Source organism: Bordetella sp. H567 (genome assembly GCF_001704295.1).
Classification (GTDB): domain Bacteria; phylum Pseudomonadota; class Gammaproteobacteria; order Burkholderiales; family Burkholderiaceae_B; genus Bordetella_C.
In genome coordinates, this window is sequence record NZ_CP012334.1 from 2,921,219 (window position 1) to 2,942,029 (window position 20,811).

21 protein-coding genes are annotated in these 20,811 nt (G+C 66.4%); 13 read left to right on the top strand and 8 right to left on the bottom strand.

All coding sequences use genetic code 11. The annotated features are described in order from the left end of the window. The first annotated feature begins 51 nt into the window (after nucleotides 1–51). Nucleotides 52–1,233, top strand: coding sequence for a DNA topoisomerase IB (locus AKI39_RS13145; RefSeq protein ID WP_083229111.1), 1,182 nt, complete (start codon nucleotides 52–54; stop codon nucleotides 1,231–1,233). On the opposite strand, the gene AKI39_RS13150 is transcribed toward AKI39_RS13145, so the two are convergent. Next, a complete protein-coding gene (locus AKI39_RS13150; RefSeq protein ID WP_066636594.1) occupies nucleotides 1,178–1,744 on the bottom strand; it encodes a type 1 glutamine amidotransferase domain-containing protein in 567 nt (188 codons plus the stop codon). The genes AKI39_RS13145 and AKI39_RS13150 overlap by 56 nt on opposite strands. A 90-nt stretch (nucleotides 1,745–1,834) precedes the next feature. Here AKI39_RS13150 and AKI39_RS13155 point away from each other — a divergent pair, with 90 nt between their 5' ends. Continuing rightward, nucleotides 1,835–2,479 carry a class I SAM-dependent methyltransferase gene (locus tag AKI39_RS13155; RefSeq protein ID WP_158515176.1) on the top strand — a complete coding sequence of 215 codons (645 nt, stop codon included), beginning with the start codon at nucleotides 1,835–1,837 and terminating at the stop codon, nucleotides 2,477–2,479. 52 nt (nucleotides 2,480–2,531) lie between these two features. Here AKI39_RS13155 and AKI39_RS13160 read toward each other — a convergent pair whose 3' ends face one another. Together AKI39_RS13160 and AKI39_RS13165 are read right to left on the bottom strand one after the other, a co-directional pair. Beyond that, nucleotides 2,532–3,506 (bottom strand): Bug family tripartite tricarboxylate transporter substrate binding protein, encoded by a 975-nt coding sequence (locus AKI39_RS13160; RefSeq protein ID WP_066642920.1) that lies wholly within the window; start codon nucleotides 3,504–3,506, stop codon nucleotides 2,532–2,534. Between the two features lie 98 nt (nucleotides 3,507–3,604). Beyond that, nucleotides 3,605–5,080 (bottom strand): sulfatase-like hydrolase/transferase, encoded by a 1,476-nt coding sequence (locus AKI39_RS13165; protein ID WP_066636596.1) that lies wholly within the window; start codon nucleotides 5,078–5,080, stop codon nucleotides 3,605–3,607. Between the two features lie 121 nt (nucleotides 5,081–5,201). On the opposite strand from AKI39_RS13165, the gene AKI39_RS13170 reads away from it, so the two are divergent. Beyond that, nucleotides 5,202–6,125 (top strand): LysR family transcriptional regulator, encoded by a 924-nt coding sequence (locus AKI39_RS13170; RefSeq protein WP_066636603.1) that lies wholly within the window; start codon nucleotides 5,202–5,204, stop codon nucleotides 6,123–6,125. 22 nt (nucleotides 6,126–6,147) lie between these two features. On the opposite strand, the gene AKI39_RS13175 is transcribed toward AKI39_RS13170, so the two are convergent. Next, nucleotides 6,148–7,215, bottom strand: a complete 1,068-nt coding sequence (locus AKI39_RS13175; RefSeq protein WP_066636605.1) for a DNA-binding protein — start codon at nucleotides 7,213–7,215, stop codon at nucleotides 6,148–6,150. 348 nt (nucleotides 7,216–7,563) lie between these two features. Here AKI39_RS13175 and AKI39_RS13180 point away from each other — a divergent pair, with 348 nt between their 5' ends. The 5 genes from AKI39_RS13180 to AKI39_RS13200 are packed head-to-tail and all read left to right on the top strand — an operon-like array spanning nucleotide 7,564 to nucleotide 13,886. Further along, nucleotides 7,564–8,331 carry an enoyl-CoA hydratase/isomerase family protein gene (locus AKI39_RS13180; protein ID WP_066636607.1) on the top strand — a complete coding sequence of 256 codons (768 nt, stop codon included), beginning with the start codon at nucleotides 7,564–7,566 and terminating at the stop codon, nucleotides 8,329–8,331. A 48-nt stretch (nucleotides 8,332–8,379) separates the two neighbouring features. Next, a complete protein-coding gene (locus AKI39_RS13185; protein WP_083228830.1) occupies nucleotides 8,380–9,441 on the top strand; it encodes an ABC transporter substrate-binding protein in 1,062 nt (353 codons plus the stop codon). A gap of 22 nt (nucleotides 9,442–9,463) precedes the next feature. Continuing rightward, complete coding sequence (locus AKI39_RS13190) at nucleotides 9,464–10,501, top strand: ABC transporter ATP-binding protein (RefSeq protein ID WP_066636610.1); 1,038 nt, start codon at nucleotides 9,464–9,466, stop codon at nucleotides 10,499–10,501. Between the two features lie 27 nt (nucleotides 10,502–10,528). Then, nucleotides 10,529–12,328 (top strand): ABC transporter permease subunit, encoded by a 1,800-nt coding sequence (locus tag AKI39_RS13195; RefSeq protein ID WP_066636613.1) that lies wholly within the window; start codon nucleotides 10,529–10,531, stop codon nucleotides 12,326–12,328. A gap of 4 nt (nucleotides 12,329–12,332) precedes the next feature. After that, complete coding sequence (locus tag AKI39_RS13200; protein ID WP_066636617.1) at nucleotides 12,333–13,886, top strand: AMP-binding protein; 1,554 nt, start codon at nucleotides 12,333–12,335, stop codon at nucleotides 13,884–13,886. A gap of 62 nt (nucleotides 13,887–13,948) precedes the next feature. Here the strand turns inward: AKI39_RS13200 and AKI39_RS13205 are convergent, their stop codons facing one another. Together AKI39_RS13205 and AKI39_RS13210 are read right to left on the bottom strand one after the other, a co-directional pair. Next, on the bottom strand, nucleotides 13,949–14,809 hold the full coding sequence (locus AKI39_RS13205) for an IclR family transcriptional regulator (RefSeq protein ID WP_443101995.1): 861 nt from the start codon (nucleotides 14,807–14,809) through the stop codon (nucleotides 13,949–13,951). 112 nt (nucleotides 14,810–14,921) lie between these two features. Continuing rightward, nucleotides 14,922–15,755 carry a transporter substrate-binding domain-containing protein gene (locus AKI39_RS13210; RefSeq protein WP_066636619.1) on the bottom strand — a complete coding sequence of 278 codons (834 nt, stop codon included), beginning with the start codon at nucleotides 15,753–15,755 and terminating at the stop codon, nucleotides 14,922–14,924. Between the two features lie 152 nt (nucleotides 15,756–15,907). Between AKI39_RS13210 and AKI39_RS13215 the strand changes: the two genes are divergently transcribed. Beyond that, a complete protein-coding gene (locus tag AKI39_RS13215) occupies nucleotides 15,908–16,345 on the top strand; it encodes a DUF302 domain-containing protein (RefSeq protein ID WP_201258502.1) in 438 nt (145 codons plus the stop codon). 93 nt (nucleotides 16,346–16,438) lie between these two features. Here AKI39_RS13215 and AKI39_RS13220 read toward each other — a convergent pair whose 3' ends face one another. Together AKI39_RS13220 and AKI39_RS13225 are read right to left on the bottom strand one after the other, a co-directional pair. Continuing rightward, entirely contained in the window at nucleotides 16,439–17,614 is a 1,176-nt protein-coding gene (locus AKI39_RS13220) for an extracellular catalytic domain type 1 short-chain-length polyhydroxyalkanoate depolymerase (protein WP_066636625.1), read from the bottom strand. Between the two features lie 8 nt (nucleotides 17,615–17,622). Beyond that, a complete protein-coding gene (locus AKI39_RS13225) occupies nucleotides 17,623–18,051 on the bottom strand; it encodes a CopG family transcriptional regulator (protein ID WP_066636627.1) in 429 nt (142 codons plus the stop codon). A 295-nt stretch (nucleotides 18,052–18,346) separates the two neighbouring features. On the opposite strand from AKI39_RS13225, the gene AKI39_RS13230 reads away from it, so the two are divergent. The 4 genes from AKI39_RS13230 to AKI39_RS13245 all read left to right on the top strand — a co-directional run bounded on the left by AKI39_RS13230 (nucleotide 18,347) and on the right by AKI39_RS13245 (nucleotide 20,734). Continuing rightward, complete coding sequence (locus tag AKI39_RS13230; protein ID WP_066636630.1) at nucleotides 18,347–18,547, top strand: cold-shock protein; 201 nt, start codon at nucleotides 18,347–18,349, stop codon at nucleotides 18,545–18,547. 84 nt (nucleotides 18,548–18,631) lie between these two features. Then, a complete protein-coding gene (locus tag AKI39_RS13235; RefSeq protein WP_066636633.1) occupies nucleotides 18,632–18,892 on the top strand; it encodes a hypothetical protein in 261 nt (86 codons plus the stop codon). A gap of 154 nt (nucleotides 18,893–19,046) precedes the next feature. Then, nucleotides 19,047–19,823 carry a GntR family transcriptional regulator gene (locus AKI39_RS13240; RefSeq protein ID WP_083228832.1) on the top strand — a complete coding sequence of 259 codons (777 nt, stop codon included), beginning with the start codon at nucleotides 19,047–19,049 and terminating at the stop codon, nucleotides 19,821–19,823. Nucleotides 19,824–19,954: 131 nt separating this feature from the next. Continuing rightward, a complete protein-coding gene (locus tag AKI39_RS13245) occupies nucleotides 19,955–20,734 on the top strand; it encodes an ABC transporter permease (protein WP_066636637.1) in 780 nt (259 codons plus the stop codon). The last annotated feature ends 77 nt before the right edge of the window (nucleotides 20,735–20,811 follow it).

The following is a 20,811-nucleotide window of genomic DNA, read 5'->3' on the forward strand; positions in this document are numbered from 1 at the left end:
CCGGCAGGCTGCCTTGCCGCTTGGGGGCAAGCCGCCCTGATGGAACGCGCCATGTTGCTTGCTCCGCCCGAATCCCGCACCGCGCCGTCCCGGAACGCCGCTCCCGATACCACCGTGGATGCCACCGTGGCGCAGGATGGATGCTGCGCGATCGCGGGCCTGATCTATGTCGACGACCGCGGGCCTGGCATTACGCGCCAGCTGAACGGGGACGTCTACGAGTATTTCGACGCGCGGGGCAAGCGCATCCGCGATCCCAACGTCATCGCGCGCATCAACGCGCTGGTCATTCCGCCTGCCTACACCGACGTGTGGATATGCCCCGATCCGTCGGGCCATATCCAGGCCACGGGCCGCGATGCCCGGGGCCGCAAGCAATACCGCTATCACGCGTCCTGGCATGCGGTGCGCGACGCCAACAAGTATGAGCAGTTGCCGGCGTTCGCGATGGCCCTGCCCCGCATCCGCCGCAAGGTAGAGCGCGACCTCGGCCGACCGGGCCTGACGCATGACAAGGTGGTCGCGGTGGTGGTTCGCCTGCTGGAAACCACGTTCATCCGCATCGGTTCGCCGGCCTACGCCCGCGCGAACGGCTCCTATGGCCTGACCACGCTGCGCCGCCGCCACACGACGATCGCCGGCAGCCGCATCCGCTTCCGTTTCAAGGGCAAGAGCGGCATCGAGCATGACGTCACGGTGAACGACCGCCGCATCGCCGCCGTGGTGAAACGCTGCATGGAAATCACCGGGCACGAGCTGTTCACCTACCGCGAAGAAGACGGCAAGGTGCGCGTCGTGGACTCGGGTTGCGTGAACGACTACCTGCGCCAGGCCGGCCAGGCCGATTTCACCGCGAAGCACTACCGCACCTGGGCGGGATCCGTGTTGGCGCTGGCGGAACTGAGCAAGCGTCCCTGGGCCACGCAGACCGAGGCCAAGCGCAACCTGGTGGACGTGGTCAAGGCGGTGGCCCAGCGCCTGGGCAATACACCCGCGGTTTGCCGCAAATGCTATATCCATCCGCGCGTCATCGATGCCTACCTGGCCGGAGAGCTGCCCGCGCACAGCGCGGCCCCGGCCGCGCCGCGCGGACTGGACGCCGACGAACGGCGCCTGCTGCACTTCCTGTCCGGCGACGCGGCGCGCGCGGAGAAGACCGCCGCGGCCGCCCGGCGCGCTACGCTGGGTGGGCGTGCGCGCCCTTCCTCACCAACGATAGAAATTCGCGGTTGAAGGCGGGCAGGTCGTCGGGCTTACGGCTGCTGACCCAGTTGCGGTCCACCACCACTTCCTTGTCCACCCACGTCGCACCCGCATTGCGCAGGTCGTCCTGCAGCGAAGGCCAGCTGGTCAAGGTACGGCCACGCGTCAGACCGGCCGACACCAGCAGCCACGGTCCGTGGCAGATCACGCCCACGGGCTTGCCGGCCGCGTCCATGCGGCGAACGAAATCCTGGGCCTTGGGATGCCGCCGGATCTCGTCGGCATTGACCACGCCGCCCGGTAGCATGACTGCGTCAAAGTTGTCCGGCTCGGCGTCCGCGTCGGTGAACGTCAAGTCCACCTTTACCGTCTCGCCCTTGTCCGTGTGCCTGAAGCCCTGGATAGGCTCGAGCGTGTTGGACACGATCACCGCGCGGCCGCCCGCGGCCGCGATCGCCTTGCAGGGCTCCAGCAATTCCGCCTGTTCGAAGCCATCGACCGCCAGGATCGCGACCGAAACGTCTTTCAATTCCTCTGCCATTGCACACTCCTATTCAAGGGTTGTTTCAGACCGCCGGCGGCGCCGGCGATGGTGTATCGCAGCAAGCGGGATGCCGCGAGAAACGCCGACGTGGATGCGGTCATCAAGGAGACCAACATGAAGGATTTCGAATCGCTTTACCAGCAGTCGCCGGATCCCTGGCAAGTGCGCACATCGTGGTACGAGCAGCGCAAGCGCGCCTTGCTGGTCGCTTGTCTGCCGCACGCCCGTTATGGCCGCGTCCTGGAGCTGGGTTGCGGTAACGGCGAAACGACCCGGCTGCTGGCGCCGCGCTGCGACACGCTGATTGCGGTCGACGAATCCCCAACGGCGATTCGCCTATGCGAACAGGCCCTGAAGCAGGACGGCTTGACCAATGTGCACGCGTACGTCGCCCGATTGCCGGACGAGTGGCCGCTGCGTGAGGGCGAAACCTGCGACCTGGTCGTGGTGTCGGAGCTGGCCTATTACTTCGCCGAGCCGCACCTGAGCCGCCTCCTTGAGCGCTGCCGCGCCGCGCTCGCGCCTCGTGGCGAATGGGTGATGTGCGACTACACGAAAGACCTGGACGGCCGGCCGCAGCCGACGCCCGCGCTTCATACGCGCGTGGATGGGCTGACGGGTATGACCAGGATCATCCACCATGAGGATGAGCACTTTCACCTGGATATCTGGCGCGATGCCGGCGCCCATGGCGGCCCAGTGCCTGTCAACGCCAAAGGAAGCCTCGCATGAGTACGCAGCCGGGGGCATGGCAAGGCGCGAAGCGCAGCCGCGGTCGTGGCCGCTATTGCGCCAAGCGCAGGCCGCGCTCGCGTACCAGGGTTTCAATGGCGCGCCGCTGCTGATCGATGAAGGTAGCGAAGGCGGGGCCATGCTGCGTATCCATCGTGATGCCCAGCTCCCGGAACTGCTGGCTGACCTCCGGATCCTGAGCCACGCGCGCGAATTCGCGGGCGAGCCGGTCGACGATCGCCGGCGGCGTCCCCCTGGGCACGAAAACCCCATGCCAGGACTCGAAGCGGAAACCCGTCACGCCGGACTGCGCCAGCGTCGGAGTGTCCGGAAAAGCGGGCGAACGGTCTCCCGTGACGCCCAGCAAATCCAGCTTGCCGCCCTTGACCAGCGGCGTGGCCGCGCCGTCGATCATCACGTCCACCTGCCCGGACGCCACGTCCGTCAGCGCGGGGGCGCTGCCCTTGTAGGGAATCTGCAGCAGCTCGATGCCCGCCGCGCCGCGCAGCATTTCCATGGCCAGCTGGCTGGGCGTGCCGTTGCCGCCGGTGGCATAGGCCATCTTGCCTGGATGGGCCTTGGCATAGGCGATGAAATCCTCCGCTGTCTTGAAGCCGTACTTGCGATTGGCGACCAGCAGCAGGGAAACACTGGTCAGGCGCGAGACGGGCATGAAGTCGCGCTGGGCGTCGTAGGGCAGATTCGGCATGGAAAGCCGGTTGATCGCGTGCGTGGCGATATCGCCCAGCAACAGCGTGTAGCCATCGGGATCCGCCTTGGCGGCCAGGGCCGCGCCGATCGACCCGCCCGCGCCGGGGCGGTTGTCCACGATCACGGTCTGCCCTAGCGCCTCGCCCAGCTTGCGCGCGAAAACGCGGCCGATGACATCGGCGTTGCCCCCTGCCGGATAGGGCACGATCAGGCGTATGGGCTTTTCCGCGGGCCAGCCCGCCGCCTGGCCGGGCATGCCGCACAGGGTGCAAAAGAGCGCCAGCGCGCCGGCCAGCGCGGCCTTGATACGCATCATGATGTCCGTCTCCCTCTTCATCGTTGTTGTCGTTCGGTACTGCCCGTGCCGGGCCGCATGCGGAATCCCGGTTCTTCCACCTCCTCCGACCGGCGCAATCAGCCCGGCGATCCCACCGGTCGCGAGGGATCGCTCAGCGGCGGTTGCGGGTAATGCAGGCCTCGCTGGCCGCCGAACTGGCGATCGGCGCGCGACGCCACGCCACCGGCGGCGATACCGACGAGGCGGCCATCCGATATCCACGCCTCGTCGACGCCCCACGCCCGCGATACCAGCACGTCCTCCAGCCGGCGCTGGACGTTCGCATACGCCGCGGCGCCCGCCAGGTCCTGGCACTCACGAGGGTCTTCCTGCAGATCGAAGAGCTGCACCACATTACCGGTGGGATACCAGATCAGCTTGTACCGGCCATCGTGCGCCATGCGCGTGGCAAGCGCGTTCTCCTTGCATTCGCCGTAGAGAAAATCGCGCCGCCGCTCGCCGACCATCGGCAGGCCTTCGACCGTGTCCGGAATGGGCAAGCCGGCCAGCGACAGCAAGGTCGGCATGATGTCCTGCAGGCCGACCAGCCGCTCGTCGACGTGATCGGCGGGCACGCGCCCATCGCCGGCGGCGCCGACCAGGATCATCGGCACTTGGGCCGATCCCTCGTAGAACAGGCGCTTGGCCCACAGCCCGAAGTCGCCCAGCATATCGCCATGGTCGCCACTGACCAGAATGATGGTGTCGTCCAGCAGTCCTTCTTCGCGCAGCGTGCCGACCAGCACACGCAGTTGATGGTCGATCTGCGTGCATAGCGCATAAAACGCACGGCGTATGGCTTGCAGCTCGGGCGCCACGGCCCGGATCGGCCAGTAATCCCGGATGGTTTGCAGGGCCGGCGGCAACCGCTCCTGCGCCCAGGCAGCCTGCGCGGGCAGGTCGATGCGCTCGCGCTCGTACAGGTGCAGGTACGCGGCCAGGGGCACCAGCGGGGGGTGCGGATGCGTGTAGGACACATGCCAGAACGCGGGGCGCCGAGGATCCCGCCGCTTGATCATCCTGGCGGCTTCACGCGTGGTCCAGTTGGTGACGTGCAGGCGCTCGGCCAAATGCCAGGGGCGGTGCAGGTAGTCGTTGTTGTTCATGCCGTGCAGGTATTGCTCGCCGGCCACCCCCTGTTCGGCCAGGAACATGTCGTAGTCGTCCACGGCCCCCAGCTGCGGGCGCCCCTCTTCGGCCAACAGGATGTCGTCAAAGCCGATGCGGTCGCGTTGGGGATAGACATGCATCTTCCCTACCGCGTAGGCCTGGTAGCCGCCATCCCGGAAGGACTGCGCCAGCGTCGGAAGCGCGGGCATCTCCAGGGCCGGCGCGAAGTTGCGGTCACCGTGACCGCGCGGCGAAGTCCCCGTCATCACGGTGCGGCGCGCCGGGATGCAAATGGGACATTCGGAATACGCGCGCGGATAGCGGGTGCCCAGCCGGGCCAGGTGATCCAGCGTCGGGGTCTGGATCACCGGATGACCCGCGCTACCCAGCAAGGCGCCGGGCCACTGATCGACCATCACAAACAGCACATTGGGTCTGGACATGCGCCTCCTGCCTGTCGGGACTACGGAATGGGGAGCAGTCTAGACCTGCCTGGGCCGCACGGGCAGGGGTATATCCGGAACAGCAGATATAATTTTTCTATTATGTCCGCCGCCACGGCCCATGCCTACCCTCACCCTTGAACAATGGCGTCTGTTCATCCAGATCGCCGACCAGGGCAGCCTGACCAAGGTGGCCGCGCTGCGCGGCGGCGCCCAGTCCGCGATCAGCCGCCAGTTGTCCGTCATCGAAAGGCAATGCGGCGGCCGGCTGTTTCATCGCACGGGGCGTGGCGTGGAACTGACCGAGGCCGGGCGGCAGCTGTACCCGCGCGTACTGGCCTGGCTGGAGGAAGGCGATGCCCTGGGCCGCGACATGGCGCTGGCGGTGGACCAACCCGCGGGCATCGTGCGCGTCGGCGTGCTGTCCTCGATCGACCACGACTATTTGTCCCGCGCCTACGAGCAGATCAGCCGCCTGCATCCTCACATCCGCCTGCGCATCCGTGACGGCGTGGGCGCCGCCGTCAGCGAATGGCTGGATAGCGGTGAGGTCGATATCGGCATCCTGCCCCGCGGCGGCCGCGAGCACCGCCGCCGCGAAAGCACCCTGTTCAGCGTCCGGCACCTGCTGGTGTCCGCGCCTGGCAATCGCCTGACGCGCGAGCGCACCGTGCCGTTCGCCCAGCTGCAGGGGCTGCCGCTGGTCCTGGCCGGCGCGCCCAGCGCGTTCCGCCGGCAGATGGATCAGCTGGCGCGGCGCATGGACGTGGCGCTGAACGTGGCCATGGAGTGCGATTCGCTGCAGATCCAGAAGCACATGGTTCTACGCAGCGGCCTGTACGCCGTATTGGCGGAACACGCCGTCATGCGCGAATGCGCGGCCGGCCAACTCCAGGGCGCGCTGATCGTCAAGCCGACCATCCAGCGCACCATTACGCTCGCCTTGTCGGAGGTCAGGCCGCTGACCCTGGCCTGCCGAGAGGTGGCGCGGATCCTCCGGGGCTGCCTGGACGAGCTGGCGCTCGCGGTCCGGGCAGCAAGCTGACGGCTCGGCATGCAGGCGCGGTTCAGGCAGGCGGCGCCTTGTCGTTGCCGCGGGCGCCGCGGCGCGGCGCGAGCGACCGGGCCCAGCTATCCAGTTGCTTGTCCTTCGCCGTCAATTGCGCCGACAGGGCGTCGAGCTGACGCAGGAGATCGGCTTCGCGCTTGGCGGCCGCCGCTTCGCTTGCGTGCACGGCCGCCTGCCCGGCTTCCAGCCGCGCCATGGCCGCCGACAGCTCCGCGCGTAGCACGGTTTCGCCGCGCAGCGCCTGGCGCAGCTCGTTCTGCAGGCCGGCGATCCGGGTTTGCGTTTCGCCGCGCTCCTGTTCGGCCGATTGCCGTTCCCGTTCCGCGGCCTGCCTTTCGCGTTCCGCCCCTTCCCTTTCCCGTTCCGCGGCTTGCCGGTCGCGTTCGGCCCCTTGCCGCGCGCGGTCCACTTCGGCGGTCAGGCGCTTGGTGGCCTGCCGCTCGGCATCCAGTTCGTTCAGCCAGCGGCGCTCCTGGGCCGCATGCCGCGCCTGCGTTTCGGCCAGCGCGTCGGCGTGGCGCGCTTGCAAGTCGACGACCTGGGCGCGCAAGGCCTCGGCGTCGCCGCGAGCCTGCGTGAGCGCTTCGCGCGCCGATGCCAGTTGCTGCTGCTCGGCTTGCAATCGGGCGGCCGCCGAATAGGCCGTGTCCTGCGCCGCGACCAGTTGCTCCCGCAGCGCCTGCAGGCCGAGCTCCAGGTCGGCTTCACGCGCTTGCAGCCGCACCTGGCCTGACGCGAGCTCCTCTTCGATCGCGGCCAGCCTTTCGCGCTCCGCCGCCAGTTGGCCGGCCTGCTCCGCCTGGCTCGCCTGGGCCTGCTGCCGCGCGTGTTCTAGCGCCGCACGCCATAGCTCCTGCGCCGCCCTTGCCACGGGTTGCGGCAGCGTGTCGTCTCGCGCGCCCGCCAGTCTTTCGCCCAGGCCCGCGAACCACGTGTTCAGAAACCCCGTGATGGTGTTGGGAGACCCGCGGCCCAACTTCAAGCGGACGCGCTCGATGGTCGGACGTTCGCCCTCCCGCAGTAGCGCATCCGCGGCGGTGTGGACGTCCTGTTCAGTGATAGCCATGAGTGGGAGCCTGTATGTCTGCCTGATTGGCGAAACCTAGCGTGCCGGATAAGGTGCGATAAGGGAGGATTATCGGACCTTGGACCGCCAGATCATAATATATCCTACACCATACGTACTATTTATGTATCACGCGAGTGTGCGAACAAGGGTTGGTTTGTACGCGGCGTCGATGAGGTGGGCGCACGCCGGTCAAAGCGCTGGCGGCATGCGCGTATCAGGTCGCTGCTACCAACACCCTGGGTCTGGACCGGGTAAGTCCCGATGTTCGCGGCCCACGTGCTGGCTACTATGGGCGCATATTGATCCCCAATATAGGTTATTGCATATCAATAAGGTGATCCTCTCATGGCCCAGTTCATCCTGACCGGCATCCAGGACAAGGTTGCCGTTATCACGCTCAACCGCCCCGAAAAGCTGAACGCCTGGAACACGGAAATGCGCGACGAGATCATCGCCGCGCTGCGTGCCTTCGATGCGGACCCGGACGTGGCGGCGATCATCATGACGGGGGCTGGAGACCGCGCGTTTTGCGCGGGCCAGGACCTGGAAGAAGCCAAGCACTTCGACGTCGCCCGCTCCGAGGAATGGATGCGCGAATGGGAGACCTATTACGACGCGCTGCGCGGCCTGTCCAAGCCGCTGATCATGGCGCTGAACGGCACGGCGGCCGGTTCGGCCTTCCAGGTGACCCTGCTGGGCGACATCCGCGTGGGGCACCCCGGCGTACGCATGGGGCAACCCGAAATCAATTCGGGTATCGCCAGCGTCACGGGCCCGTGGATCATGCGCGAAATGCTGGGTCTGTCGCGCACCATTGAACTGACGCTGACCGGACGCCTGATGGACGCGGAGGAATGCCGCCAGGTGGGGCTGCTGCACCATGTGGTCCCGCAGGATCAGGTCATGCCCAAGGCCATGGAAATCGCCCGCGAGCTCGCCGCCAAGCCGCCGGTCGCGCTACGGCTGGACAAGCAGCGCTTCCGCGAAATGACCGAGCCGGGATTTCGCGACGCCATCGAGGCCGGCATCCGGATACAGGCGCAATCCTATGCATCCGGCGAACCGGCGCGCATGATGGACGCGTTCTTCCGCAAGCGCGCCGCGAAACACTGACGCGTCGGGTCAGCCCCGTCCACAGCCGAGCACCCCAGGAGTGTCACCATGATGAATGGCATTCAGATCAAGCGCCGCAGCCTCGTCAAGGCCATCGGCGGCGGCATCGCCAGCCTTGCCCTGCCCCTGCCCAGCCTGGCCGCGGCCAGGCAGATCGTGGTGTCCGATCCCGGCGGCCCCTATACCGTCGCCTACCGCAAGGCCTTCTACGATCCCTTCGAGAAGGAAACCGGCATCAAGGTGGTGAGCGTCGCGCGCGAGTCGCAACCCGTCGCGCAGTTCACCGCCATGGTCGAGACGCGCAACTACATCTGGGATGTGACCACGCTGACGCTATCGGCCGATATCCCCATACTCGAAGAACGCGGCCTGCTGGAACCCCTGGGCCTGAAGGCCGCGGATTTCCCCGGCCTGATGCCGGAGGCGCTGACGGCCAACTGGCTGGGCGTGGACGTCTATTCGACGGTGCTGGCCTACCGCACGGACAAGCTGCCCAAGGAGCATCCGGAAAGCTGGGCCGACTTCTGGGACGTGAAGCGCTTTCCGGGCCCGCGCTCGCTGCGGCGCAATCCCATCGATACGCTGGAACAGGCGCTGCTGGCCGACGGCGTGGACATCGACAAGCTATACCCCCTGGATGTGGACCGCGCCTTCCGCAGCCTGGACAAGATCCGCAAGTACATTTCGGTGTGGTGGACGGGCGGCGCCCAATCCACGCAGCTGATCCAGTCCGGCGAGGTCGAAATGCTCTCGCTATGGAACGGCCGGGCCCAGGCGGCCATCGACGGCAAGGCGCCGGCGCGCATCGTCTGGAACCAGGGTCTGTACTCCATCGAAGGCTGGGGCGTTCCCAAGGGCACGCCGCGCGCGGAGGAAGCGAAGGCTTTCGTGCGTTTCTGTGGCGACGCGAAGCGGCAGGCCGCCTTCACCGACGACCTGGCCTACGGGCCGACCAACCTCAAGGCCTACGAGTACATCAAGCCGGAGCGCGCGGCCTTGCTGCCCACGGCCAAGGACAATCTCAAGAATATGCGCCTGCCCGACCCGAAATGGTGGCAGCAGAATCGCCAGGCCGCGACGGAACGCTTCAACGCCTGGATCATCGGCTGAGCACGCCGGTCGGGGTCGGACCATGACGGTAAAGCTGGAAACCCGGGGCTTGTCCAAGCGCTATGGCCAGACGCTGGCGCTGGCCCCCACCGACCTGCGCGTGGAAAGCGGCGAATTCCTGACGCTGCTCGGCCCGTCCGGCTCGGGCAAGACCACGCTGTTGCAGATGATCGCGGGACTGGTCGCGCCCACCGAAGGCAGCCTGCACATCGACGGCAGGGACGCGACCCGCATGCCGGCCAGCGAACGCGGCATCGGGCTGGTATTCCAGAGCTATGCGTTGTTTCCCCACCTGACGGTCGCGGAGAACGTCGCCTATCCGCTGCGCATGCGCCGCGTGCCGGCCAGGCGTATCGCCGACGACGTGGCGCAGGTGCTGGCGATGGTGCAGATGCAGGAATACGGCGAGCGCTATCCGCACGAGCTGTCGGGCGGCCAGCAACAGCGCGTGGCGCTGGCGCGCTGCTTCGTGTACCGGCCGGCCGTGGTGCTGCTGGACGAGCCGCTGGGCGCGCTGGACAAGAAACTGCGCGAGCACATGCAGCTGGAGATCCGGCGCCTGCATAGAGAGCTGAAGGCAACCTTCATCTACGTCACGCACGACCAGGAAGAAGCGCTGACGATGTCGGACCGCATTTGCCTGATGAACCGTGCCAGGATCGAACAGCTGGGCACGCCGCTGGAACTCTATGACCGCCCGGTCTCGCGTTTCGCCGCCAACTTCCTGGGGCATTCCAACATCCTGGAGGGCCGGCTGGACGGCGACGAACTGGCGTGGAAGGACCGCGCCCTGCCCCTGCCGCCCTACGACGGCGCCACCGACGGCACGGCCGCGCTGCTCGTGCGCCCGGAAACGGCGCGCCTGTGCGCGCCCGACCGAGCCTTGCTGCGCGGCACCGTATCGCAGGTCGTCTTCACGGGCGCCGATATCCGCGTCCATGTCGATCCGGGCTGCGGCTTCGAGTTCCTGGTCCGCAGTCCGCGCGACGCCGCCCCGGCCCCCGGCGATCCCGTCGGCGTGACCTGGAACCCGCGCGATGCCGTGCTGCTGCAGCGCTAGCGGCTGCCCACAGGGAAGAACCGCCGCATGAGCACGCAGACGGATGAACTGACGGGCGCGAAGCCCCTGCGCCGAACCGCCATGGCGCGCGCCATGCGCCTGTCCGGGGCGGGCGGCGCGCTGCCCGCACTGCTGTTCCTGGCGCTGTTCTTCTGCTTGCCCGTGGCGCAAATCCTGATCAATGCGGTGACCGGTCCCGGCGGACACGTCGGCCTGGACCAGTTCGGGCGCCTGGTCGGCAACGCGGTCTATGCGCGCGTGCTGGGCAACACATTCCTGATTTCGCTGCTCACCGCCGTGGGATGCGTGGTGATCGGCTATCCCATCGCCTATTTCCTCAGCCGCCTGGGGGACCGCGCGCGCATCCGATGGCTGCTCTGGCTGCTGATTCCCTTCTGGACCAGTTGGCTGGTGAAGACCTTTGCGTGGATCCTGCTGCTGTCGCGCACCGGCGTGATCGGCACCTTCCTGGCATGGTCGGGCCTGAACGAGAACCCCTCGGCGCTGGCGCCCTCGCTGGGCGGCGTGCTCGTGGGCATGATCCACGGCATGCTGCCACTTGCCGTCATGACGATGCTGCCCATCATGCAGGGCATCGGCGACCGCCTGACCTTGGCCGCGGAGACGCTGGGGGCGACGCGCATCGAGTCCTTCTTCACGATCTACCTGCCGCTGTCCATGCCGGGCGTGGCCGCGGCCGGGCTGCTGGTCTTCATCACCACCCTGGGGTTTTTCATCGTACCCGCACTGCTCGGCACGCCGGCGCAGACGATGGTGGCGCAGCTGGTGATCTCCAGCATCCTGGAGCTGTTCAACGTCCATTTCGCCGGCGCGCTGTCGGCGGTGCTGCTGGTGTGTGCCCTGGTGGTGTTCCTGCTTTATGACAAGCTGGTCGGCCTGTCCACCCTGGGCGGCGGCGAGACCGCGCGCCCGCCCGGCACGTCGCGCTTCATTCGCGTGCTGGTCGTGACGGGCAGGACGGTGGATCGCCTTGCGACCTTGCCCTGGCGTCTTGCCCGCGTTGCCCCCGCGGGCCCCGTGGGAGCAGACACCCGGCGCATGACCGGGCTGAGCGTGTACGCCTGGCTGGCCATGCTGCTGTTGCTGCTGCCCGTCGCGATCATCCTGCCCATCGCCTTCACCGACGCGTCCTTCCTGTCTTTTCCACCCCAGGGATTCAGCCTGCGCTGGCTGGAGGGCTTCTTTTCCTCGCCGATCTGGCAAGCGGCCCTGCTGCGCTCCCTGGGCGTCGCGACCGCCACCGCCTTCGGTTCGCTGGTGCTGGGCTTCGGCGCGGCGCTGGCCCTGGTTCGCCTGTCTCCCGGCGCCGCCAAGGCCACCTTCGCCTTTCTGATCGCGCCCTTGATCGTGCCGCGCATCGTCACGGCGGTGGGCCTTTTCTATCTGTTTTCCCGCATCGGCCTGGCCGGCACCAACGCCGGGCTGGTCATCGGCCACATGGTGCTGGCCATTCCCTATGTGGTGGTGACCCTGGCCGCCGCGCTGAAGAACTTCGACTGGCGACTGGTCGATGCAGCGTACACGCTGGGCGCGCCGCCCATCAAGCGGCTGACCACCGTCATGCTGCCGCTGCTCAAACCCGCATTGATGGCCGCCTTCCTGTTCGCCTTCCTGGTTTCCTTCGACGAACTCACGATCGCCATCTTCGTCAGCGGCGGGTTGAAGACCACCCTGCCCAAACAGATGTGGGACGACATGCTGCTGTCGGCCAATCCCACCCTGGCGGCGGTTTCCTTCGTGCTCGTGGCGGCCATCGCGCTGGCCATGCTGCTGCTTTACCTCCTTAGACGCGACCCCAAGTCCTGAGCGCATGCATTCCTATACGCGGTTCTTTCCCTCTCGGCTGCCGGACGATGAACTCGATGTCGTCCCTGTACTGCGGCATGGCCTGCACGAGCCGAGCCAGCACCCGTTGTTCTCGTTCGAGGGTGACGATTGGCCAGCCCCGCGCGTGCGCGCCAGCGTGGCCGGCGTGCAGGCGGCACTCGCCGCGCAAGGCATACGCGCCGGCGACCGCGTCGCCGTCATGCTGGACAACAGTCCGGAACACATGGCGCTGATCTATGCGCTGATGCTGATGGGAGCGGTGTGGGTGCCCGTGAATACGCGGCTGAAGACGGCAGGCATCGAATACCTGGCGCGGCACTGCCGCCCCACCCTGTTCATTGCCGGCGCGGAGTACTTGCCGCTGGTCCACGCCGCGGCGCGGGCGGCGCCGGACACGCGCGTGACGGACGATGCCATCCTGCGCGCGCCGCCGGACCCGGCGGCGCAACTGGTATGCGCGCCCATGCGGCCGGAAGACCAGTTATGCATCATCTACACCTCCGGCACGACCGGTGCGCCCAAGGGCGTGCTGTTCACCCACCGCATGATGCGCATCGCCGCCGAATCGGCGCTCATCGTCGCCGACGTGCGCGACGGCGACCGCCTGTTCCTGTGGGAGCCGCTATGCCATATCGGCGGCGCCCAGATGCTGCTGGTGCCCTTTCTCGCGCGGGCGATGCTGTGCGCCGTGCCAAGATTTTCCGCGAGCCGCTTCTGGTCCCAGATCGAGCAGGGACGATGCACCCAAGTGCACTACCTGGGCGGCATCCTGGACATCCTGATGCGGCTGCCTGCCTCGGCACAGCCGCGCTCGCACCCCATCAGGCTCGGCTGGGGCGCGGGCGTGGCCAAGCAGAACTGGACCGCGGTGCGGGATCGACTCGGCATCGCGCTGCGGGAATGCTACGGCATGACGGAAGGATCGAGCTTTGCCACCGTCAATACCGATGACCGTGCCGGTTCCATAGGCAAGGCCCTGCCCTGGCTGACCGTGGAACTGCAGGACGATGACGGCCGGCCCGTGGCGGCCGGCGAGCTGGGGCAGATCGTAGTCTCCTCGGCCATCCCGGGCACGTTTTTCTCCGGCTACCTGGACAATCCCGAGGCGACGGCGCAAGCCTTGCGCGACGGCAAGCTGCATACCGGCGACATCGCGCGCGCCGACGCCGACGGGCACCTCTACTTCGTGGGCCGGCGCAGCGACAGCATGCGGATACGCGGCGAGAACGTGTCGGCCTGGGAGGTCGAACGCGTGGCGTCCACCCACCCGGACGTGGCGGCCGCGGCGGCCATCGGCGTGGCATCGGAGATAGGCGAGCAGGAAATCCTGCTGTACGTGCAGTGGCGCGATGGCCAGGCCCGCCCTTTCGAGGACCTGAGCCGCTGGCTGGGCGAACGCCTGGCCTCCTACCAATGGCCGCGCTATTACGCGGCGGTGAATCGCTTCGAGCTGACGCCTAGCGAGCGCATCCGCAAGCACACCTTGCCCCGTTCCCCGGCACCGGCCTGGGATCGCCAGCGCGACGGCACGCAGTAAGCCGCGCCCGTGCCCGATGCGGGCGCCTGAGCGGGCGGGCACCGCCGCCCAAAGCGGATCGATCAGAATTGCCCGGAGATCGCGGCGGCGGCGGCAATCACCAGATCGGCGATGCGTTGTTCGTCCTTGGCGCCGCGCCAGCGTGTCCGTGAGACAGCGACGTTGACGGCGCCGACCGGATGGCCGTGCGCATCCACGATGGCGGCGGCCGTCGAGATATCGCCGATGTAGTACTCGCCTTCTGTATGCGAATACCCTTGCTTGCGGAAGGCGGCAAGCCGCTTGGCGATACCGCGCCGGTCCACCACCGTATGGGGCGTATGCTGCACCAGATCGGAGTTTTCCAGGATGTCCCGCACGTGGTTCTCGGGCAATCTGGAAAGAATGGCCAGCCCTGGTGCCGTACAGTAGGCCGGCAGCCGGCTGCCCGTGATGACGTGGGGCGTGAGCACGTGCGGGCTGACCATGCGCAGGGTGAAGACGATATCCGTGCCGTCCAGGACGGTGATATTGCAGGTCTCCTCGGTTTCCTGGCTGAGTTGCCGCAGGTAGGGCGTGGCGCGATTGAGCAGGTCGTTGGACGCCAGGTAATGAAAGGCAAAGTCCAGCAGGCGCGGCGACAGGCTGTACGTCTTGGTGAAGGGATCCTTGACGAGGTAACGCAGTGCCGTCAGCGTGAAGGTGAACCGCTGCGCCGCGCTCAAGTCCAGGTCCGCCAGGGCGGCGATCTGCGACAGCGACAGCCGCGAATGCTTATCGTCGAATACCGTCAGCACCCGCATGGCCTTGTCCACGGAATTGACGAACAAGGTGGAAGAGGCGCCCGGCGGCCCGATATCCGCTTTGGCGGCGGAACGCGAAGGTATGGTCTCTGGCCGACCGGCCGCGGCCGCGTCGGCCGGTTTGCGCGTACGATTCTGCACGTTGCGTCGGCGCGGGCCGTTATTGCATTTTGACAAGCCTTATTTTATAGCAATTGCTTCACGCGTACGCGTGCAGCGCCCGCGCGCCAGGCGCTTGCGCGCCTAGACACCGTTATTCCGCTGGGGCGGTGCCCCGCAGATTCACGCGCTTGGCGGCGGCACTGACTTGCCCTCCAGCGACCGCCTGCCGCACGAAGTCCCCGACCCAATCCTGTGCCGCGTCGCGGCCGAACGGGAGGGCGATGGCAAAATGTTCCATGCCCCAATGTCCGGGCAGCACCCGTGAACCGGGCAGCTTGTCGCTCATTTCGAACAGAATGGCCTTGTTGGTCGCGAAGCCGTCGATCTTGTAGGTGCGCAGCATCTCGATGGCGTCGGCCAGCGTTTCAACCGGCACCAGTTTCGCGGTGGGATAGATGGGCCTGAACTCGGCGCCGGTGGAACTTCCCACGCTGACTCCGATCCTGACACCGGGTTTTTTCACGTCATTGAGCGCCCGCAGGCGCGAATTGGCGAGCACCAGCACGCCCTTCTCCACGTCCAGGACAGGCTGCGAAAAATCCATCTGACGCGCCCTCTCCGGCGTGGCGTTCGTGAAGGTAAAGTCCGCCTGGTGCGCCGCCACCGCCTGCAAGGCCTGGGCGTTGTTCGCGAAGACCTTGGGCTCGAACGGAACGCCCAGTTGCCTGGCGAAAGCCTCGCCCAGCTGGTAACCCACTCCCCGGGGCGGCGCCTTGGGATCGGGCTGGACGAACGAGGTCGGGCTGCCCCGGTACACCGCGACACGCAGGGTACCCGTGGGGGCCAGCACCTGCTTGATCAGGCCCGCTTTCTGGTCCTTCCATGAAGCGTTGTACGCGGCCTGGGTGGCGTCGAACGATGAACACCCCTGAAGCGCGGCCAGCACCACGAGCGCCGTAACGGCGGCGATACGCCTTGTGAACACGCGTCCTCCTTTTTCCGGTGCCCCGAGGGATGGCAATTTAGCACCAAGCTTGCGGTTTGCCGCTCGCTTCCGGTTATTGTGGGCAAGTGCAGAACAAACTACTGTATCTTGGCTCTCTAGAGAACCGAATCGCCCCTACGAGGTCCAGCAACATGACCAGCTCCTCCAATGAATCGCCCATGACGCCTGCAGGATTGCTCACGGTACCGAGCAAGTACGACACCGCGAAGACGACGAGCGCCTTTACTGCCGCCTTGCAAAAGCGGGGCATGCAGCTTTTTGCCCGCGTGGACCACGCCGCCGCGGCGCATGCCGTGGGGCTGACGCTGCGTCCCACCGAGGTTTTCATCTTCGGCAACCCTAAGGCGGGCACGCTGCTCATGCAGGAGAGGCAGACGCTGGGAATCGACCTGCCGCTGAAGGCGCTGATCTGGGAAGACGAGGCGGGACGAACCTGGCTTTCCTACAACGCCCCCGAATTCCTCGCGGAGCGGCACGGGGCCGGCGCCGCAACCGGCGCCACGGTCGCGGCCATGTCCGCCGCCGTGCGGGACCTGGCGCGGGAAGCCACGGGCCAAGACCTGTCATAAACCCCGCTCTACCGACATCGCGCCGGCGCGGCCCAGGGTATCCGGCCGCGCGGCATGCGGCACCACCGGCACGTAGCGAACCGCCATTTTCTCCTAGCGCCGGCGTCGGGGATGCGCCAGGAAGAACCTGAGCATTTCGGCGCTGGCATCGACGCCGGACGGGTCGGTATAGCTGCCCCGCGCATCGCCGCCCGACCATGCGTGGCCCGCGCCATGCAGTTGCCAATATTCGGCCGCGGCGCGCCCATCCGCGTCGCTGTAAACCGTCCGCGTGTAAGACTGCCCCGTGGGCGTTCGCCCCTCGGCCTCCCGCGCCGGCGGGACGCCGGACGCATCCAGCCCGTTTGCCCTGCGCGCTGCATCGATGATGGCGGCGCCGTTGTTCGCATGGACAATGGCGTCCGCGTCGCCATGAAAGACGATCGTCGGTGGCACAGCGCCCGTGACGGCGGCTGCGCTTGCCCCGGCGTTTCCGCTACGCATGACGGCAAGCGCCGTGGCGACGTCTTTTGCCGAACCGGCCGGCAATCCGGAATGCACCCCTACCGCGGCAAACACGTCCGGATAGCAGCGCCCCACGATTTCGGCCATGGCGCCGCCTGCGGAAAGGCCGGCAATGAATACGCGATCGGGATCCACCTGATGCTCGGCGGCGATTGCATGAACCAGGGCCGCCAATATGGCAGGCTCGCCGCGACCGCGCTGCTGGTGTTGCGGCTTGAACCAGTTCCAGCATCTCTGCGGGTTGGCATGCCGGCCCTGCTCCGGATACAGCACGACTACGCCAAGATCGCGGGCCAGCGCATGCATGCGCGTGCCCGCGGCAAAATCGGCCGCGTCCTGCGTGCAACCGTGCAGCATGACCACCATGGGCCGCGGGTCGGCCGCGACACCTGCCGCGCAGGGCGGCAGGAAGAGCTTGTAGGCAAGTTTGCGGCCCTGGTGCCCGAAACTGCCGTCGATCCAGCGTTCCTCCTGCGGCACATCGACTTCGGGCGGCGACTCGGTGTCAACGGCGGGCGTAACGTCCGTGATGTCGATGACACGGGCGTAGCCGTCGAGCACCATGGCGTCTTTCGCATGGCCGCCGGCATGCTCGGGGGCCAGCGAAGGCGCGGCAGTGGTGGCAGGGGTGGCGGGGGTAAAGGTACTCGCCCCCGGCTGAACGCCTCGCAGGGCGCGTTGGATGGCGAGTGTCGCCTCGCCCAGCTGGCCGTTGCGGGTAAGTGCGGTGGCCTTGGCCATCATGCGCCCGAATAATTCGTTCATGGCTTCTCTCATAGGTTGGTAATTCGTTCGGCCAATGCGGCCTTCACGGCATGGCTTGCGTGGAGCGCGCCGAGCACGGTGATGGATTCGATGGTTGCAAGCGCCAACTCGGGCGTTACGTCGTCAGCGATGCTGGCAAGCCCCAGCACCCGGATTTGCAGCCTGTGGCCCGCGGCGCGGGCGGCTTCGAGATCGGCGACGGAGAAGCGCTGCAGGCCGAGCACCAGCAGCTTGCGCGCGACCGCCTGCTTCACGGCATCGCCATGCGTCGCGATCTGGTTGCGAATAGCTGTGCGGATGAAATCGGTGCGGTTGGCATAAAAGCCTTCCGACACCAGAAGATCGATTTGCCCGAGGTCCACGAATCCCAGATTGATCGTGATCTTTTCCGAGTCGGGGACCTTGTAGGGCCGGGCGGGGGTGAGTTTTGATGGCATGACACCATCCTAGCACCATCCCGCTGGATGGCGCACGGATGGTTTCTTCTTCTTACTTGGAGCTCCGGCACGGAGGAATGCACGCTCGCGGCCTGTGCCCCGGCCGCGACAGGGACCCGGAATTATTGTTTCGACTATTGTGTTGACACCTGCGCCAGTGCCGCCCATAGTGGAAAGAAGATCTTCAAGTACCGCGATTTTGCGTCGTTCTTAGACCGCTACGCTAGAGCTGACAAGTCCTCTCCTTGATTATCTTGGTGCGAAGGGATATTCCTTCCGTTTCAAGGAGAGCGCCATGCAAACAGGCACGGTCAAATGGTTCAACGCCGAAAAGGGCTTTGGTTTCATCACCCCTGAAGACGGCGGCAAGGACGTTTTCGTACACATATCGGCAATCAACGGCGAACAGACACTCGCCGAGAACCAGCGCGTCAGCTACACGCCCGAACAAGGCGCCAAGGGACCGCAAGCAACGAACGTCCGAATACTGAAATAAAGCCCTCCGACGGAGGGCTTTTTTGTGTTCGACCGCTGGCACCGTGCGGTGCCAGCGGTCTAAATCAACCTGGCGAGGCGTCACATGCTTCAGAACAACACAGTCTATAAAGGCTATCGGCTTAGCGCCAAGATCGCGCGGTCCGCGGTCAACGGTCCGGCTAAGTTCGCGGCCACGATCAACGTCGGCATTGCGTCCTCGGCGGCCGCGTCGGGTGACAGCTACGAGGTACCGCGGTTCGCGGACGGAGCCTTCGTCATCAGCCCGGGCGAAGCCATACATGCCGCCATTCTGTTCGGCCGAACCGTGGTCGACGGGCTCCAGGCCCCCCGCAAACCCGTGTAGGCTGGGTATGCCGGGAACGGAGGAGACGGCGAAGACGAGGCCTGGCGAGACGAGGCGACGGCAAGCCGGCCTGCCGCGCTCAGGGAAAACCACGGTTGCCGCCCCTAGACGGGCGGCTTAAATTTTGCCCTATTGTGCTTTAAAACATAACTTTATGAAGAAGCGCGCTACTCCATCGGTGCTGCGCCGAAGCCGCGTCCCGCTCTATCTGCAGGTGGCCAGCCTGATGCGTCAGAAGATCGAGAGCCAGCAATGGGCATACGGCTCGCAGATTCCCACCCTCGATGAGCTGGAAAAGGAATACGAGGTGTCGCGCATTACCCTGCGGGCGGCACTGAATCAACTGGAGGAGTCGGGAATCGTGCGGCGTACGCGCGGGCTCGGTACCTTTGTGGCCAAGGATCTTTCATCGCAGCGCTGGTTCAAGCTGCCCAATACCTTCGAGGAACTCGTCGATACCGTCGCCAACCTGAAGATCCGCCTGCTGCACATCGAGCCGGCGCAGCACCGCCTGGTGCCGGCCTTTCCCTTCGGCAAGGTGGGGCCGGCCTATCACCGGCTGCGGCGGGTGCACTACCACGACGATGTGCCGTACTGCCTGATCGATATCTACCTGGACAAGGTGATCTTCGACTCCGATCCGCAGGCCTTCAGCAATGCAACGGTGGTGCCTCAGCTCGCGGCGCGGACCGATATCGCCATCGCCGGCGCGCGACAGATCATGCGCATCACCGTCAGCGACGAAGACACCGCCGGCCACCTGGACATCGGCGTCAGCGACCCGATCGCGGATGTCTGCCGGGCACTGGTCGACGAGGACGATCGCATCATCTATTACGCCCATATCCAATACCCCGCCCAGATGATCCAGATCGAAACCGACCTGATGACGGACGCCCGCCGACGCCGCAAGGTGCGGCCATCGGCCTGACTCCGGAGACACGACGACGCGGTGGACGAACATCCGGCAACCCGGATCGGCAAACAAGCAAGGGCGGCCTGTCGCTATGGCATCGACGGCCAGGGCCCACGAATACGACAACACGCCAAGGGAGACTAGCCATGGCAAGAAGCAGTACCCGCACGGTCAGCGGTATCGGCTGGGCCCTACTTCCGTTCGTCATCCTGATCGCCGTATGGACGGCGCTGCGCACCACGGGACTGATCAACCCCACGTTGCTGCCCTCCCCGCTGGAGGTACTGGAAACGTTCTGGACGCGGCTCACGCAGGGCGAGCTGTTGATGAACATCCTGATGTCCGTGCAGCGCGTCCTGGCGGGCCTGTTGCTGGGCATGCTGGCGGCCGTGCCGGTCGGCTTCATGATCGGCTGGTACGCGCCGGTGCGGCGCTTCGTCGACCCGCTGATCAACTTCTTCCGCGCCCTGCCCCCCATCGCGCTCATTCCCCTGGTCATCGTCTACCTGGGCATCGGCGAACTGGCCAAGATCGCCATCCTGTTCTATGCGTCCTTCTTCGCGGCGGTGATCGTGATGTATGAGGGCATGACGCAGATCAGCCCCGTGTACATCCGCGTGGCGCGCACACTGGGCGCCACCGACATGGAGATATTCCTGAAGGTCATGGTGCCCATGGCCGTGCCGCACATGTTGACGGCGCTGCGCGTCGCGCTGGGCGTGGCCTGGGCCACGCTGGTGGCGTCCGAGCTGGTCGCCGCCCAGCAGGGCCTGGGCGCGATGATCCAGAACGCGTCGGCGTTTTTCGACCTGCGCACGATCTACCTGGGCATCATCTGCATCGGCGCACTGGCGTTGCTGATGGACCTGGCCCTGCGCGCGCTGTCGCGCCGCCTGGTCAGCTGGCAAGACAAGACGGAGAACTGAAATGAAGCCCCACCCCCGAAGCGCTGCGCGCTTCCCCCTCAAGGGGGCGACGCACGCGGACCGGCAAAGCCGGCTCC

Excerpts from the sequence above, each read along its gene's own strand:
- AKI39_RS13180 (WP_066636607.1), top strand. The coding sequence starts at position 7,564 with ATGGCCCAGTTCATCCTGACCGGCATCCAGGACAAGGTTGCCGTTATC.
- AKI39_RS13235 (WP_066636633.1), top strand. The coding sequence starts at position 18,632 with ATGCTTCAGAACAACACAGTCTATAAAGGCTATCGGCTTAGCGCCAAG.
- AKI39_RS13230 (WP_066636630.1), top strand. The coding sequence starts at position 18,347 with ATGCAAACAGGCACGGTCAAATGGTTCAACGCCGAAAAGGGCTTTGGT.
- AKI39_RS13160 (WP_066642920.1), bottom strand. The coding sequence starts at position 3,506 with ATGATGCGTATCAAGGCCGCGCTGGCCGGCGCGCTGGCGCTCTTTTGC.
- AKI39_RS13170 (WP_066636603.1), top strand. The coding sequence starts at position 5,202 with ATGCCTACCCTCACCCTTGAACAATGGCGTCTGTTCATCCAGATCGCC.
- AKI39_RS13165 (WP_066636596.1), bottom strand. The coding sequence starts at position 5,080 with ATGTCCAGACCCAATGTGCTGTTTGTGATGGTCGATCAGTGGCCCGGC.
- AKI39_RS13215 (WP_201258502.1), top strand. The coding sequence starts at position 15,908 with ATGACCAGCTCCTCCAATGAATCGCCCATGACGCCTGCAGGATTGCTC.
- AKI39_RS13220 (WP_066636625.1), bottom strand. The coding sequence starts at position 17,614 with ATGAACGAATTATTCGGGCGCATGATGGCCAAGGCCACCGCACTTACC.
- AKI39_RS13190 (WP_066636610.1), top strand. The coding sequence starts at position 9,464 with ATGACGGTAAAGCTGGAAACCCGGGGCTTGTCCAAGCGCTATGGCCAG.
- AKI39_RS13185 (WP_083228830.1), top strand. The coding sequence starts at position 8,380 with ATGATGAATGGCATTCAGATCAAGCGCCGCAGCCTCGTCAAGGCCATC.
- AKI39_RS13225 (WP_066636627.1), bottom strand. The coding sequence starts at position 18,051 with ATGCCATCAAAACTCACCCCCGCCCGGCCCTACAAGGTCCCCGACTCG.
- AKI39_RS13145 (WP_083229111.1), top strand. The coding sequence starts at position 52 with ATGTTGCTTGCTCCGCCCGAATCCCGCACCGCGCCGTCCCGGAACGCC.
- AKI39_RS13240 (WP_083228832.1), top strand. The coding sequence starts at position 19,047 with ATGAAGAAGCGCGCTACTCCATCGGTGCTGCGCCGAAGCCGCGTCCCG.
- AKI39_RS13195 (WP_066636613.1), top strand. The coding sequence starts at position 10,529 with ATGAGCACGCAGACGGATGAACTGACGGGCGCGAAGCCCCTGCGCCGA.
- AKI39_RS13200 (WP_066636617.1), top strand. The coding sequence starts at position 12,333 with ATGCATTCCTATACGCGGTTCTTTCCCTCTCGGCTGCCGGACGATGAA.
- AKI39_RS13150 (WP_066636594.1), bottom strand. The coding sequence starts at position 1,744 with ATGGCAGAGGAATTGAAAGACGTTTCGGTCGCGATCCTGGCGGTCGAT.
- AKI39_RS13175 (WP_066636605.1), bottom strand. The coding sequence starts at position 7,215 with ATGGCTATCACTGAACAGGACGTCCACACCGCCGCGGATGCGCTACTG.
- AKI39_RS13245 (WP_066636637.1), top strand. The coding sequence starts at position 19,955 with ATGGCAAGAAGCAGTACCCGCACGGTCAGCGGTATCGGCTGGGCCCTA.